This is a genomic window from Amycolatopsis sp. TRM77291 (genome assembly GCF_054166285.1).
Genome location: NZ_JBSZHF010000001.1, coordinates 1,248,307 through 1,261,194, shown reverse-complemented (window position 1 = coordinate 1,261,194; position 12,888 = coordinate 1,248,307). Strand labels below are relative to the sequence as shown.

The following is a 12,888-nucleotide window of genomic DNA, read 5'->3' as shown; positions in this document are numbered from 1 at the left end:
GCGCTCACCATTCCGCGAACGAGCCGTCGGTGTGCCGCCACACCGGATTCCGCCAGCGATGTCCCTCGGCCGCGCGTTCGGCGACGTACTCCTCGTTGATCTCGATGCCCAGCCCCGGCCCGCGGGGGATGACGACCTGTCCCTCGTCGTAGGCGAAGACCGACGGATCCGCCAGATAATCCAGGAGATCGTTGCTCGTGTTGTAGTGGATGCCGAGGCTCTGTTCCTGGATCGTCGCGTTGTAGCAGCCCGCGTCGATCTGCAGGCAGGCCGCCAGCGCGATCGGGCCGAGCGGGCAGTGCAGGGCCAGGCCGACGTCGTAGGCCTCCGCCATATGCGCGATCTTGCGCGCTTCGGTGATGCCGCCGCAGTGTGACGGATCCGGCTGGATGATGTCGACGGCGCCCGATGCCAGCACCGCCTTGAAATCCCACCTCGAGTACAGCCGCTCGCCGAGCGCGATCGGGATCGGCGAGTTGCGCAGGACGTCGGCGAACCCGTCGACGTGCTCGGACAGCACCGGCTCCTCGACGAACATCAACCGGTACGGCTCCAGTTCACGCAGCAGCACCTTGGCCATCGGCTTGTGCACGCGGCCGTGGAAGTCCACCCCGATGCCGATGTCCGGGCCCACCGCCTGGCGCACGGCGTCCACATTGGCCACGCAGCGGTCGACCTTGTCCCAGGTGTCCAGATAGGACAGTTCCTCGGTGCCGTTCATCTTCACCGCGCTGAACCCGCGATCGACCACCTCACGCGCGGCGCGGGCGGTCTCGGCGGGGCGGTCACCGCCGATCCACGAGTACACCTTGATCCGGTCGCGCACCCGGCCGCCGAGCAGCTCGTGCACCGGGACGCCGAGTGCCTTGCCCTTGATGTCCCACAGCGCCTGGTCGATCCCGGCCAGCGCGCTCATGTGGATACCGCCGCCGCGATAGAACCCGCCGCGGTAGAGCACGGTCCACAGATCCTCGATCCGCGAAGGATCCTTGCCGATCAGGTAGTCGGAAAGCTCCTCCACGGTGGCGGCCACCGACGCGGCCCGGCCCTCCAGGACCGGTTCACCCCAGCCGGTGACGCCCTCGTCGGTTTCGATCTTCAGGAACGACCAGCGCGGCGGCACCTGATATGTCGTCATTGACACGATCTTCATGGATTTCTTCCTTAGTCCTGGTGCCAGATCTCAGAGAATTCGCGAGCACGGACGCCGACCGCGTCCGCGTCGTCACCCGGCCGGTAGAGGCAGGAACCCAGCCCCGCCCCGGCCGCCCCGGCGGCGGCCCAGTCCGCCAGGTTCGTTTCGTCGACGCCGCCGACCGGCAGCAGCCCGATTTCGCACGGCAGCACGGCACGCCACGCCTTCATGCCCCCGATCCCGACCGCGCCGGCGGGGAACAGCTTGAGACTCCGTGCTCCCGCGGCCACCGCGGCGAAGGCCTCGGTGGGCGTGGCCACGCCGGGATACGGCGTCATCCCCTCGGCCACGGCGGCGGAGATCACCGCGGGATCGGTGTTGGGCGCCACGATCATCCGCGCCCCGGCCGCCCGCGCCCGGCCGACGTCTTCGGTGGTGAGCACGGTGCCGGCGCCGATCTCGCACCATTCGCCGAACGCGTCGGCGAGCAGGCGGACGCTCTCGAACGGCTCGGGCGAGTTCAGTGGCACCTCGATGGCGGGGAAACCCGCGTCGACGAGCGCCCGGCCGATGCCGACGACCTCGGCCGGGGTCACTCCGCGCAGGATCGCGATCAAACCGGTCACGGCTTCAGTGTCCTTTCGAGACGGTCTTCGAACAGTCCGGCGGCCGTCGCGATACGCCACAGCCCCCGGACGGTGATCTCCTCGGAAAGCACGGTGGCCTCCACTCCCCTTCCGGCGAGAGCGGCGGCATAACGGCGGCAGAGTTCGCTCGCTCCACAAAGGACGACGTGCGTGTCCGACGTACGCAGCAGATGGGAGACCTCGTCGGCGATAAGGACGCCGGAGAGGTAGTCGGGCAACGACTCCGGCTCCAGTACGCCGTCGAGCACGAGCGGCCGGGCGCCGAACGCCTCGGTGGCGAGCCCTCGCGAACGCCGTCCCGCGGCCAGGCCCCGAGAGAAGGCCGCGTCGTCGGTGACCGGATCGGCGGCCGTGCGGGCGAGGATGCCGTGCGCGGTCAGCAATCCGTACAGTTCGCCGGTCATCGCGGTGGTGAAGCCGGTGACCATCCCGTTCTCGACGCGGACCCATTTGCTGTGCGTGCCGGGGAGCACCACGGTGAGCTGCCCGCCGGGGTGCCCGAGCGTCTCGAGCGCGCCGACGAGTTGCGTTTCCTCGCCGCGGATCACGTCGCCCGGGTCGTCACCGGACGGGATCCGCAGCCCCGGCACGAGATGGAGCACGCCGTCGCGATGGGAAACCGGGACGAGCGAAGGGAAATCGAGCGGCGCCGGGACGGTGCGATAGCCGGAGTCGGTCCAGCCCTGCGCGCTGCCCACCATCCCGGAGGCGAGCGCGGGAAGCCCGGGGTACGCCGTCAGCCAGTCGCCGCAGGCCTGCCGGAAGGCCGACTCGTAGGCGGCCGCCCTCGCTCGCGGGTCCCGGAGGTCCACGTCCTCGGTCGTGGTGAGCAGTCCGCGCCCGGTGTCGCGGGCGCCGAGGATCTCGCCGTCCCTGCCCAGCAGCCAGGCGCGCTGACCGGAGGTCCCCCAGTCGAGCGCGATCAAGGCGGGTTCGGTGTCCGTCACGAGCGACATCGTGCGGTCGCCTTCCCGATAATGCGATCGTCGTCCCTATATGTAGGATCCAGTCATGTCCGACACGGCGCCGCCCGGCACCCAGACCCTCGCCCGCGGCCTCGCGGTGATCCGCGCGGTCGCGAACGGCGCGACCGACCTCCGTGCCCTGGTCGACCACACCGGCCTGGGCCGCAGCACCGCGCACCGGCTGGTCCAGCTGCTGGTCAGCGAGGGTTACCTGCGCAGCGGACGGGACGGCTACACCCTCGGGCCGACCTTGATCGAGCTGGGTTTCCAGGCCCTGCACGGAAGTCCGCTGCCGGTGGTCGCCCGGCCGGTGCTGGAGGAATTGGCGGAGCAGTTGCGGGACACCGTGCACCTGGCCGTCCGCGACGGGGATTCCGTGCTGTACCTGGACAAGCTGCCGGGTTCACGGGGCGCGGAGATGCGCTCCCGCATCGGGCACCGGATGCCGTTGACCCGCACCGGGGTCGGCATGGCGCTGCTGCTGGACTCCGCGCCGGAGTGGCGGGAGCTGTACCTGGCCGAGACACCGGCGGAGCCCGGCCGGGTGCGGCCGGAGGACGTCGACGCGTTCCTGGCGCGGATGCGCGAGTACGCGGAATCCGGGGTGGCGATGGATCTGGAGGACAACGAACCGGGGATCCGCTGCGTCGCGGCGCCGATCCGGGACGCCACCGGCGCGATCGCCGGCGCCATCAGTGTTTCGGCCACCCGGCCGTACATGCCCGCCGCCCGGATGCGCGGCCTGAACCGCGTCATCGGCCGCGCGGCGCGGCAGGTCTCCGCCGGCCTCGGCCACCGCGAATCCTGAGGGTTCGCGTCAGACCCCCAGCGCGCCCACGAGCAGCGCGCTCACCGCGTCACGGTTGGCGGGGACGTCCTCCCAGCGCAACCTCCGGCCGGCTTCGACCACCACCCCGAAACCCGCGTGCACGAGCACCCTCGCCTGACGCTGGCCGAGTTCCGGCCTGGCCGACCGTAATTCCCTTTCCCAGACGGCGATGTGCTCGCGCTGCGCGCTGACCAAGGGCCGCTGGAGAGCGGCCGGGAGGCCCGCCAGTTCCGCGTTGGCGACGCTCGTGAGCGCGGTGTGCTCGAAGCTGTACGCCACATACGTCCGCGCCAGTGCGAGCAGGGCTTGGCCAGGGTCGTCGACACCGCGAAGGTTCTGTTCCACCGCCTGGGCCAGAATCCCCGCGGCTTGCAAACAGGCCGCGGCGAGGATGTCGGCCTTACCGGGGAAATACCGGTAGAGCGCGGACGGCACCAGCCCCACGGCCTCGGCGATCCGGCCGTTCGTGACGTTGGCGAAGCCGTCCTGTTCGAACAGCGGGATGGCGGCCGCGATGATCTCCGAACGCCGGGTACGCGACTCCGGGCTGGACGGCAGCTCGACGGCGTGCGTGCTCCCGCCACCCGTCGCCGGGTCGGTCGCGGCCACCCGCAGCGCCGACTCCAAAAGCACCTCTTCGACCCGGCGCTGGGCGATCGACGTGCGGTGCATCGTGATGGACCCGATCACGCCGAGCGCGGCCACGGCCCGCAGGCCCGCGTCGGGGAGCGGGTACTCCCGCCGCACCGCGTCGGCCACCCGGTCCACGACCTGACCGAACTTCAGCGCGAGCGAATGCCGGTCCTCGCGGTCGAGATACCGGGATTCCCAGCGGTACAGGCCGCTCGACGCCCGATGGGTGACCGTGCCCCGTGTGACGGCGGCGAGGACCTCCGCCAGCGGCGCGCCGGGCGCGACCTCGTCGAGGGTGGCGACGAGCCGGTCGGCCATGACGTTCGCGCACGCGGCGAACAGCGCGTACTTGTTCGGGAAGTGCCGGTACAGGGCCGCCGCGGTGATGCCGACGTCGGCGGCGATCTCCTCCATCGACGCCGCGTGGTAGCCGTGTTCGCTGAAGATCCGGCCGGCCGCGTCGACGATCGTCTGCTTGCGGTTGCGGGGCCGGACGGCCGCGGTCGAGTCGGCGCTCATCGCGGGTGCCGAGCGGCTGCGGACGGGAACTGGGCCATGCGGGGAAGTCAACCACGAACCGGATCACCGGCACGGGAACTGACCGGCGAGGACCGGGCCCTGATGTGATTCCCGATTAACTTATGGGTTCTCAACCGGCACTTTGGCATGCATACTGGCTTCGCGACCAGTCCCGTTCCGACACCTGAGGATGGCCATGTCGACCGCTTCGGCTCCCGCCTCGTCCTTCCGGCACCACTGGATGGCGCACGCGGCGACCCACGCGATGATGCGTCCGGACAAGCCCGCCCTGCGGTACCTCGGGGAGACGACCACCTGGGCGGAGCTCTCCGAGCGGTCCCTGCGGTTGGCCGCCGGGCTCGCCGCGCACGGGGTCGCCGAAGGCCATCGGGTGGCCACGCTGACCTTGAACCACCCGTGGTTCGTGGAAACCGTGTTCGCGGCGAACAGCCTGGGCGCCATGGCCGTCCCGCTCAGCTTCCGGCTCGCGCCGGCGGAGCTCGACCACATCCTCGCCGACTGCACACCGTCCGCCATCGTCGTCGACGAGCGGTTGCTGCCCCTTCTCGACGCCGCGCCGAACGCCGCGTCGATCGGGACGGTGCTCGTGCTCGGGGAGTCGTACGAGGAATTCCTGACCGCGCACGAGCCGCTGGAGCTGCCGGACGTCAGCGAAGAGTCGACCGCGCTGATCATGTACACCTCGGGCACCACCGGCAGACCGAAAGGGGTGATGCTGTCCCATCGCAACCTGCAGATGCAGGCGATCACCTGCATCCGGGCGATGAAGATCTTCGACGACACCGACGTCGCCTTCCTGACCGCGCCCTTCTTCCACATCGCGGGCCTGGGTTCGATCGTGGCGAACTTCCTGGTCGGCGGCGTGGTCGTGATCCATCCACTGGGCGCCTTCGATCCGCGCGCGGTGCTCGACGCCTACGAGCGCGAAGGCGCCACGGTGGTGTTCAACGTCCCCCAGCAATGGGACCTGATCTGCGCTCAGCCGGACATCGCCGAGCGTGAGCTGAAACTGCGGATCATCAGCTGGGGCGCGGCTCCCGCGTCCAGGGCGACACTCCTCGCCATGGCCGAGAAGTTCCCCGGCGCCCTCAACGTGGCCGTGTTCGGCCAGACCGAGACCTCCCCGATCACGTGCGTCCTCAGCGGCGAGGACTCGATGCGCAAACTCGGCTCCGTCGGAAAACCGATCCCGACCCTTCAATACCGCGTCGTGGACGACGACATGAACGACGTCGCACCGGGCGAGGTCGGCGAGATCGTCTATCGCGGTCCGACGGTGACCAAGGGGTACTGGAAGAAACCTCGGGAGACCGCGGAAGCCTTCGCCGGTGGCTGGTTCCACTCCGGCGATCTGGTCTCCCAGGACGAAGACGGCTTCATCTGGGTGGTCGACCGCAAGAAGGACATGATCATCAGCGGTGGCGAGAACATCTACTGCGCCGAACTGGAGAACGCCATCTCCGCGCATCCGTCGGTGGTGGAGGTCGCCGTGATCGGCAGGCCCGACGAGCGCTGGGGCCAGGTGCCGGTCGCGTTCGTCACCACTCCGCCCGGCGGCGGACCGTCCTTGGCGGAACTGGCCGAATTCCTCGAAGGCAGGCTCGCGTCCTTCAAGCTGCCCAAGGATCTCGTGGTCGTCCCCGAACTCCCGCGCAACGCGGGCGGGAAGGTGGTCAAGGGTTCGCTCCGCGACCTGGACGAGAAACGCGTACGTCACTAGCGAATCACTCATCGGATGCCTACCAAGGAAGTTAGGTCAGTAAATGAGCGATCTCAGCAGGAGGAACGTCCTGTCCCTCGGTGTCGCCTTGGGGCTGGTCGGCGCGGCGAGCGTCGCACCGGCCTGGGGTGCGACGCGATCCGGTTCGGCCGCCGACCCGTGGTGGGTCTGGGACGACGAAATCGACCGCATCATGGCGAGGATCCTCGAGGCGGGCGAGGTTCCAGCGGTCAACACCGCGCTGAAACCCTGGGTGGACAACAACGATCCGCTGCCCGGCGGCCTGCCCGCCGATCTCGCCGGCTACCTCCAGGGCGTCCACAAGCTGCCGTCCTGGGCCGACCCCGCGAAACTGCGCCGCGCGGCCGATTTCAACCGGCGCAAGGACACCTATCTGTTCATGTTGTACGGGCTCGGCAGCGGCATCATGAGCACCGTCATCCCACGTGAGGCCAAATCGGTCTACTGGTCCGCGGGCGGGGCCGACATGCAGGACCGCGCGGCCAAGACGTTCACCTTCGGCTACGACCTGAGCGACCTGAACGCTTTCGAACCCGACGGCCAGTTCGTGGTCACCGCCAACAAGACCCGGCTCGTGCACGCCGCGGTGCGGCATCTGCTGCCGCAGTCGGCGCATTGGAAGGCCGTCGCGGACGAGCGGATCCCGATCAGCAACGGCGACATCCTGGTCACCTTCCACAGCCTCGGCACCTACGTGCACCGGAAGCTGCGCGAGTGGAAGGTCCCGATGTCGGCCGCCGACGAAGAGGCCTTCCTCCACATGTGGCAGGTCGCCATCCACCTGCTCGGCGTCCGGGAGGAGTTCATCCCGAAGACGTGGGCCGCGGCGCACGCACAGTCGGCGCAGGTGCTCACCCCGATCCTTTCCCCATCGCACGAAGGGAAGGAGCTCGCCGAAGACCTGCTCGGGCTGACCGCGCAGATCGATCTGGGCGTCACCCGCGGATTCCTCAACGAATTCGTACGCTACGTGCTGAGCGACGCGATCGGCGACTGGCTCGGACTGCGCCGCGACTACGCGTCCGCGGCCCTCATCCGCACCGCGTGGCCCGCCTACATCGCCTTCCGCGAGGGACTGATCCCCGTCATGCCCGCCGGCTTCTACATGTTCGACCAGCTGGTGCGCGCGCTGGCGATGCTGTTCCTCAACAAGGGCACCTCGCCGACGACCACCCCCATCACGATCCCGACCGGGAACCGGCCGGGAGCCTGACCGGTGGCCGGAGGGGCTTTGCAAAGGTGACGTGATGCGAAAGTGGCTTTCGCGACGCCTACGCGCCAGACCGCTCGGCTGATGCACGCGGCCCCGCGAACGCGTGTCGCGAAAGCCACTTTCGGGACATCGGACGTCGCGAAAGTGGCTTTCGCGACACGCTCCCCATCGCCGCCCCCGCAACCAGAACAGATCTCACCATTCACGAAACCGGAATCCACCTCGGCGTGACAATTTTCCGGCACTCAGTAGTTTCCACGACGCGCGTCTCCCCGGAATCCCGCTATATCTGGGAATCCGTTCCGGCCTCGGGACGGTTCTTCCGAGAGGACATGCGCAATGAAGCGTGGATCACAGTGGGGCGCCGCGGTTCTCAGTGCGGTGACCGCACTGCTCGTGGCGGCGGTACCGGCCGCCGCCGAAGAGAGTCCTTATGCCCGCGGCCCGGCGCCGACGAAAGCCAGTATCGAAGCGGATCGCGGCACGTTCCAGACCGCCACCGAGAAAGTCCCCGCCGGGCAGGGTTTCGGCGGCGGGACGATCCACTACCCGACCGCCACCGGCCAGGGTACGTTCGGCGCGATCGCGATCGCGCCGGGCTTCCTGGAGTCGGAGGCGGCGATCGCCTGGTACGGCCCGCGGCTGGCGTCCCAGGGTTTCGTCGTCATCACGTTCTCGACCAACAGCCTCTGGGACACCCCGGACAGGCGCTCCGACCAGCTGCTCGCGGCGCTGCGTTACGTCACCGATTCGAGCCAGGCCAAGAGCCGTGTCGACCCGAACAGGCTGGCCGTCATGGGGCATTCGATGGGCGGCGGCGGGGCGCTGATCGCGTCCCAGAAGGCGCCCACGCTGAAGGCGGCGATCCCGCTGACGGGCTGGAATCCGAACACGACGTTCTCCGACCTGAAGGTCCCCACCTTCGTCGTCAGTGCCCAGAACGACTTCATCGCCCCGGACGGCTCCCATTCCCGGCCGTTCTACCAAAGCCTTCCCGCGTCGCTGGACAAGGCGTACATGCTGCTGGCCGGGGCCGGCCACATGGTGCCCACAAGCCCGAACGTGACCATCGCGAAGTACAGCCTTTCGTGGCTCAAACGCTTCGTGGACCAGGACACCAGGTACGAACAGTTCCTGTGCCCGCTTCCGGCGAACGACCCGAAGATCGCCGTATACCAGGGAACCTGCCCGATCGACTGACGCCGGGCGTCCCGCGGCCGCTGTGCTCCCCGGAGGTCACAGCGGCCGCTGCTCGACCCAGACGGCCAGCTGGGTCCGGTTGACGAAGCCGAGCTTGTGCGAGATGTGCTGCAGATGCGTCTCCACCGTGCGCCGGGCGATGACCAGCCTCGCCGCGATCTCCCGGTTGCTCAGCCCGGCCGCGACCAGCCGCGCGATCTCCGATTCGCGGGGCGTCAGCGGCGCGAGCACGGCCTGCTCGCCGACGGGCTCGGACGGCGGGCCGCTCAGCGCGTCGTGCGGGTTCCGCCGCCGTCCCTCGGCGAACGCGGCGTCGAACCGTGCCGCCCCCAAAGCGTCCCGGGTGGCCTTGTGGAACATCCGGTGGGTCGTGGTGACGGCCACGTCGGGCTCGGCACTGCACCGCTCCCAAAGCGTGGCGGCGGTCCCGAACAGTTCCGCCGCACGGACCCAGTCCTCGCGGCGCGCGGCCACCCAGGCCAGGCCGTCCACCCGATAGGCCGCGGACAGCACGTCGGAGGCGCGGAGGTCGATCTCCAGCGCGGCACGGACGCACCGTTCACCGTCGTCGAGATCTCCTCCGTAACAGACTTCGGCGACCCCGAGCCCGAACAGGGCCATGGAGCGATATCGGTACTCCCCCGCTTCTTCGCACAGCCTGCGCATCGAGCCCAGCAGCGCCCGCGCTCCCGGGAGATCGCCTCGGTAGGCCAGCGCGACCCCCTGGATGAACATCGGGTGCATCTGACGCCGGACGTCGCCTCGCTCACCGAAGATCCGCACGGCCTCCGCCGCACGGACCATGGTGTCCGGCTCGATCGCCAGCATCCTCACGAAGGCACTCGCGTGGGCGACGTAGGGAGCCGCGTCTTCGTCTTCGATCGCCTCGGCGTCGGCCAGCCGCCGCCGGGCCCGCGGCAGATCCGCGTGCAGCGCGGCGCACAGGGCCGCGATCGCCAGGCCCCTCGCCCGCCCCGGCGTTTCCGGCGGCGCCGCGTCGAGCGCGCGATCGATCCAGTCCCGTAGTTCCCAGGCCGCGCCACGGGCCACCCAGTATTCGATCGTGCCGGTGGCCATCTCCAACGCCACCGGGCTTTCGCCGGAGGTGCGCAGCGACCACGACAACGCTTCGCGGATGTCGGCGTGCGCGGCCGACAGGCGCTCGAAGGCCTCGTCCTGCTCCGGCCCGAACCAGGTGTCGGCGGCCTGGGCGATGAGCCGGGCGTAGTGGTCACGGTGCTTCCTCGCCACGGCGAGCTCGTCTCCGGAAACGGCGAGCTGCCGTCCGCCGTATTCGCGGAGGAGCCGGAGCATCCGGTAGTGGACCCTGTCCGTGCCGTCGATCCGGCTCAGCACCGATTTGTCGACCAGGCCGTCCACCGCGTCCAGTACGGCCAAGGAGTCCAGCCCGTCTTCCCCGGCGCAGACGGCCTCGACGCCCGCCAGGTCGAACTGCCCGGCGAACACCGAACAGCGTGCCCAGACGATCCGCTCGGTCTCGGTGCAGAGGGAGTGACTCCACTCGATCGTGGCGCGCAGCGTCCGATGCCGCTCGACGGGCATCCGGAGGCCGCTCGCCAGCACCGCCGAGTTCCGCTCGACCCGATCGGCGATCTGCGACGGCGACAAGACGCGGATCCGGGCCGCCGCCAGTTCGATCGCCAGCGGCAGTCCGTCGAGGCCGCGGCAGAGGCGGACGACGTTCGCGACGTTGCCTTCGGTGACCTTGAACGCGGGCAGGACGTTGGCGGCCCGCTCCGCGAACAGCCGGACCGCGCCGAAGGTGAGCGCCGTTTCAGGAGTACTGATCCCGTCGTGGGGCACGGCCAAGGGCGGGATCGTCAGGACCTGCTCACCGGCGAGCCCCAGGGAGCAGCGGCTGGTGGCGAGGACCACGAGCTCCCGGCATTCGCGCAGCAACGCCGTCACCAGCTCCACGCTGCCGTCGCGGAGATGCTCACAGTTGTCCAGCAGCAGCAACGACCGCCGGGGACGCAGATACGCGACGACGGCGTCCAGGTCGGTGCGCCCCGCCGTGTCGTGCAGGCCGAGGCTGTCGGCGACCGCACGCGGGACGAGCCGTTCGTCCCGCAGTTCCCCCAGCCCGGCGACGGCGACGCCGCCGGGGAACTCCCGGGTGAGCGAACTGGCCACCTGGGCCGCCAGGCGGGTCTTGCCCACCCCGCCGGCACCGGTCAAGGTCACCAGACGTCCCGCGCCGAGCAGCCGCCGGACCTCGTTCTCGTCGTCCGCACGGCTGACGTAAGTCGTCAGGGGCCGCCGCCGGACGTTCCGGACGTCACTGTCGCTCGTCATGCCTCATCACCCGCCGCACCGTCGATCGCCTATCGAAGCATGCCCTGCCGGGGCGACGTGGGCTGTTCACACCACAGCCCGGCCCGCATAATGCCCTGGACCGGAGAGACACGTGGGGGCACTCGATGACCGACCAGCTCACCGCCGCGAGGGAACAGGTCGAACGCACCCTCGGCCCGAAGGTCGCGAAACGACTCGCCAGATTCGACGACGGGACCCTGTACGTGTCGGCCGGCGGGTGGGCCGAGTTCCTGGCCTGGCTGGTGGACTTCGCCGTCTACCTCCTGGGCACGGCGATCGGTTTCATCGTGTTCGCGGTCGCCACCCGGAACAGGGTGATCCCCGACAGCGCGGCGCTGCTGACGCTGCTCGGCCTGCTGATCGGTGTCCCGGTGCTCTATGGCCTGTTCTTCGGCAGCGGCCGCGTGCTCGGCGCCGCGTTCACCGGGACCCGGCTCGTCCGGGTCAAGGACGGCGGGCGGATCGGCGCGGCGGCCTGCTGGGCCATGGTCGTGCGCACCCTGCTGTTCCCCCTCCTGCTCGCCGCGATGGTGCTCACCGGATCGGGCGGCGTCGGCTCGGTCAGGCGGGTCAGCATCGACGAAGAGGCGACCCGGCGGCTCCGTACCGGCTAGGCGGCGTCCCACTCCGGCGCGTCGACGAAGTGGACGTCGTACCGCTCGTGCAGGCGATCGACCTCCTCCGGCGCGACGTTCCCGCGCAGGATCTCGGGCAGGACGCGGAAATAGCCGAACCGGTCGACGCCCGGCGCCAGCGTGATGAGGACGTCGGCGCCCCGGTCCGGCGGCGCGGCGAAGGCGTGCCGCATCCCCGGCGGGATCACCACGTATCCCCCTCGTTCGACCGTCACCGTTTCCGCGCCCACCAGCATGCGTAGCGCTCCTTCCAGCACGTAGAAGGCCTCCGCGGATTTCTCGTGGTAGTGCGGTTTCGTGCCGGGTTCCCCGGCTCGGAGCGACAACCGGTTGGCGCCGAGAAACCCGCCCGTGTGCTCGCCGTCGGCCAGCAACCACAACGCGGGCTTCTCGATGACCTCCGCGTCCTTCTCCTGCATCACCCAGGCTTCGTTCGTCATCTCGTTCCCCATCTAGTTGAAGTCTTCAACCAAAGCTAGCCCGAAGTGGTTGAAGCCGTCAACTGTTACGGTGTGTGCCGTGACCGACTGGCTCGACCCGGAACAGCAGCGCGACTGGCGGGCGTTCATCGAAGGCTCCGTGCGCTTCATCGACCTGCTCGACCGGCGGCTGCGCGAGGAGCACGGCCTTTCCCTGGCCGAGTTCGAACTCCTGGTGCGGCTGTCCGAAGCCACCGGCCGGTCGATGCGCATGGCGGACCTCGCGAAATCGGCGTACTACTCGCGCAGCCGGCTGTCGCACCGCGTCGGCGGGATGGAAAGCCGGGGCCTGGTCCAGCGGGAATCGACCGCCGACGACGGCCGTGGCGTGCGGGCGCGGCTCACCGACAAGGGGTACGAGACCTTGCTGCGCGCGGCGCCGGACAACCTCCGCACCGTTCGCGACCACTTCGTGGACGTGATCGCGCCGGAAGACCTCCAGGCCGTCGGCCGCGCCATGCGCGCCGTCGCCGCGCGACTCGAATTGTGACTCGCGCCCGGTGTACTGCCCGCCGTGGCCGCGCCCGGTAATGT

Annotated in this window: 12 protein-coding genes; 6 read left to right on the top strand and 6 right to left on the bottom strand. The window is 69.6% G+C overall.

The features are described 5' to 3' along the window. Positions 1-4: 4 nt before the first annotated feature. The 3 genes from dgoD to ACXIZN_RS06035 are packed head-to-tail and all read right to left on the bottom strand — an operon-like array spanning position 5 to position 2,738. On the bottom strand, positions 5-1,153 hold the full coding sequence (dgoD, locus tag ACXIZN_RS06045) for a galactonate dehydratase (RefSeq protein ID WP_457952996.1): 1,149 nt from the start codon (positions 1,151-1,153) through the stop codon (positions 5-7). Positions 1,154-1,164: 11 nt separating this feature from the next. Further along, positions 1,165-1,761, bottom strand: a complete 597-nt coding sequence (locus ACXIZN_RS06040; protein WP_457952995.1) for a 2-dehydro-3-deoxy-6-phosphogalactonate aldolase — start codon at positions 1,759-1,761, stop codon at positions 1,165-1,167. Further along, a complete protein-coding gene (locus ACXIZN_RS06035) occupies positions 1,758-2,738 on the bottom strand; it encodes a 2-dehydro-3-deoxygalactonokinase (protein ID WP_457952994.1) in 981 nt (326 codons plus the stop codon). Before ACXIZN_RS06035 ends, ACXIZN_RS06040 begins: the two co-directional genes overlap by 4 nt. 55 nt (positions 2,739-2,793) lie before the next feature. Here ACXIZN_RS06035 and ACXIZN_RS06030 point away from each other — a divergent pair, with 55 nt between their 5' ends. Further along, a complete protein-coding gene (locus tag ACXIZN_RS06030; RefSeq protein ID WP_457952993.1) occupies positions 2,794-3,555 on the top strand; it encodes an IclR family transcriptional regulator in 762 nt (253 codons plus the stop codon). Between the two features lie 9 nt (positions 3,556-3,564). Here ACXIZN_RS06030 and ACXIZN_RS06025 read toward each other — a convergent pair whose 3' ends face one another. Then, positions 3,565-4,728: a TetR/AcrR family transcriptional regulator gene (locus ACXIZN_RS06025; protein ID WP_457952992.1), complete on the bottom strand. Its 1,164-nt coding sequence runs from the start codon at positions 4,726-4,728 to the stop codon at positions 3,565-3,567. Positions 4,729-4,924: 196 nt separating this feature from the next. On the opposite strand from ACXIZN_RS06025, the gene ACXIZN_RS06020 reads away from it, so the two are divergent. The 3 genes from ACXIZN_RS06020 (at position 4,925) to ACXIZN_RS06010 (ending at position 8,903) form a co-directional block, all read left to right on the top strand. Further along, complete coding sequence (locus tag ACXIZN_RS06020) at positions 4,925-6,469, top strand: AMP-binding protein (RefSeq protein WP_457952991.1); 1,545 nt, start codon at positions 4,925-4,927, stop codon at positions 6,467-6,469. A gap of 43 nt (positions 6,470-6,512) precedes the next feature. Continuing rightward, positions 6,513-7,703 carry an oxygenase MpaB family protein gene (locus tag ACXIZN_RS06015; protein ID WP_457952990.1) on the top strand — a complete coding sequence of 397 codons (1,191 nt, stop codon included), beginning with the start codon at positions 6,513-6,515 and terminating at the stop codon, positions 7,701-7,703. Between the two features lie 339 nt (positions 7,704-8,042). Further along, entirely contained in the window at positions 8,043-8,903 is an 861-nt protein-coding gene (locus ACXIZN_RS06010) for a dienelactone hydrolase family protein (protein ID WP_457952989.1), read from the top strand. 36 nt (positions 8,904-8,939) lie between these two features. Here the strand turns inward: ACXIZN_RS06010 and ACXIZN_RS06005 are convergent, their stop codons facing one another. After that, positions 8,940-11,219 (bottom strand): ATP-binding protein, encoded by a 2,280-nt coding sequence (locus ACXIZN_RS06005; protein ID WP_457952988.1) that lies wholly within the window; start codon positions 11,217-11,219, stop codon positions 8,940-8,942. Between the two features lie 125 nt (positions 11,220-11,344). On the opposite strand from ACXIZN_RS06005, the gene ACXIZN_RS06000 reads away from it, so the two are divergent. Beyond that, on the top strand, positions 11,345-11,854 hold the full coding sequence (locus ACXIZN_RS06000; protein ID WP_457952987.1) for a hypothetical protein: 510 nt from the start codon (positions 11,345-11,347) through the stop codon (positions 11,852-11,854). Here ACXIZN_RS06000 and ACXIZN_RS05995 read toward each other — a convergent pair. After that, entirely contained in the window at positions 11,851-12,315 is a 465-nt protein-coding gene (locus ACXIZN_RS05995) for a cupin domain-containing protein (RefSeq protein ID WP_457952986.1), read from the bottom strand. The two genes, ACXIZN_RS06000 and ACXIZN_RS05995, sit on opposite strands and share 4 nt — an antisense overlap. A gap of 79 nt (positions 12,316-12,394) precedes the next feature. Between ACXIZN_RS05995 and ACXIZN_RS05990 the strand changes: the two genes are divergently transcribed. Next, entirely contained in the window at positions 12,395-12,844 is a 450-nt protein-coding gene (locus ACXIZN_RS05990) for a MarR family winged helix-turn-helix transcriptional regulator (protein ID WP_457952985.1), read from the top strand. The last annotated feature ends 44 nt before the right edge of the window (positions 12,845-12,888 follow it).

Coding starts and splice junctions, on each gene's coding strand:
- dgoD (WP_457952996.1), bottom strand. CDS start 1,153: ATGAAGATCGTGTCAATGACGACATATCAGGTGCCGCCGCGCTGGTCG.
- ACXIZN_RS06035 (WP_457952994.1), bottom strand. CDS start 2,738: ATGTCGCTCGTGACGGACACCGAACCCGCCTTGATCGCGCTCGACTGG.
- ACXIZN_RS06030 (WP_457952993.1), top strand. CDS start 2,794: ATGTCCGACACGGCGCCGCCCGGCACCCAGACCCTCGCCCGCGGCCTC.
- ACXIZN_RS06025 (WP_457952992.1), bottom strand. CDS start 4,728: ATGAGCGCCGACTCGACCGCGGCCGTCCGGCCCCGCAACCGCAAGCAG.
- ACXIZN_RS06020 (WP_457952991.1), top strand. CDS start 4,925: ATGTCGACCGCTTCGGCTCCCGCCTCGTCCTTCCGGCACCACTGGATG.
- ACXIZN_RS06015 (WP_457952990.1), top strand. CDS start 6,513: ATGAGCGATCTCAGCAGGAGGAACGTCCTGTCCCTCGGTGTCGCCTTG.
- ACXIZN_RS06010 (WP_457952989.1), top strand. CDS start 8,043: ATGAAGCGTGGATCACAGTGGGGCGCCGCGGTTCTCAGTGCGGTGACC.
- ACXIZN_RS06005 (WP_457952988.1), bottom strand. CDS start 11,219: ATGACGAGCGACAGTGACGTCCGGAACGTCCGGCGGCGGCCCCTGACG.
- ACXIZN_RS06000 (WP_457952987.1), top strand. CDS start 11,345: ATGACCGACCAGCTCACCGCCGCGAGGGAACAGGTCGAACGCACCCTC.
- ACXIZN_RS05995 (WP_457952986.1), bottom strand. CDS start 12,315: ATGACGAACGAAGCCTGGGTGATGCAGGAGAAGGACGCGGAGGTCATC.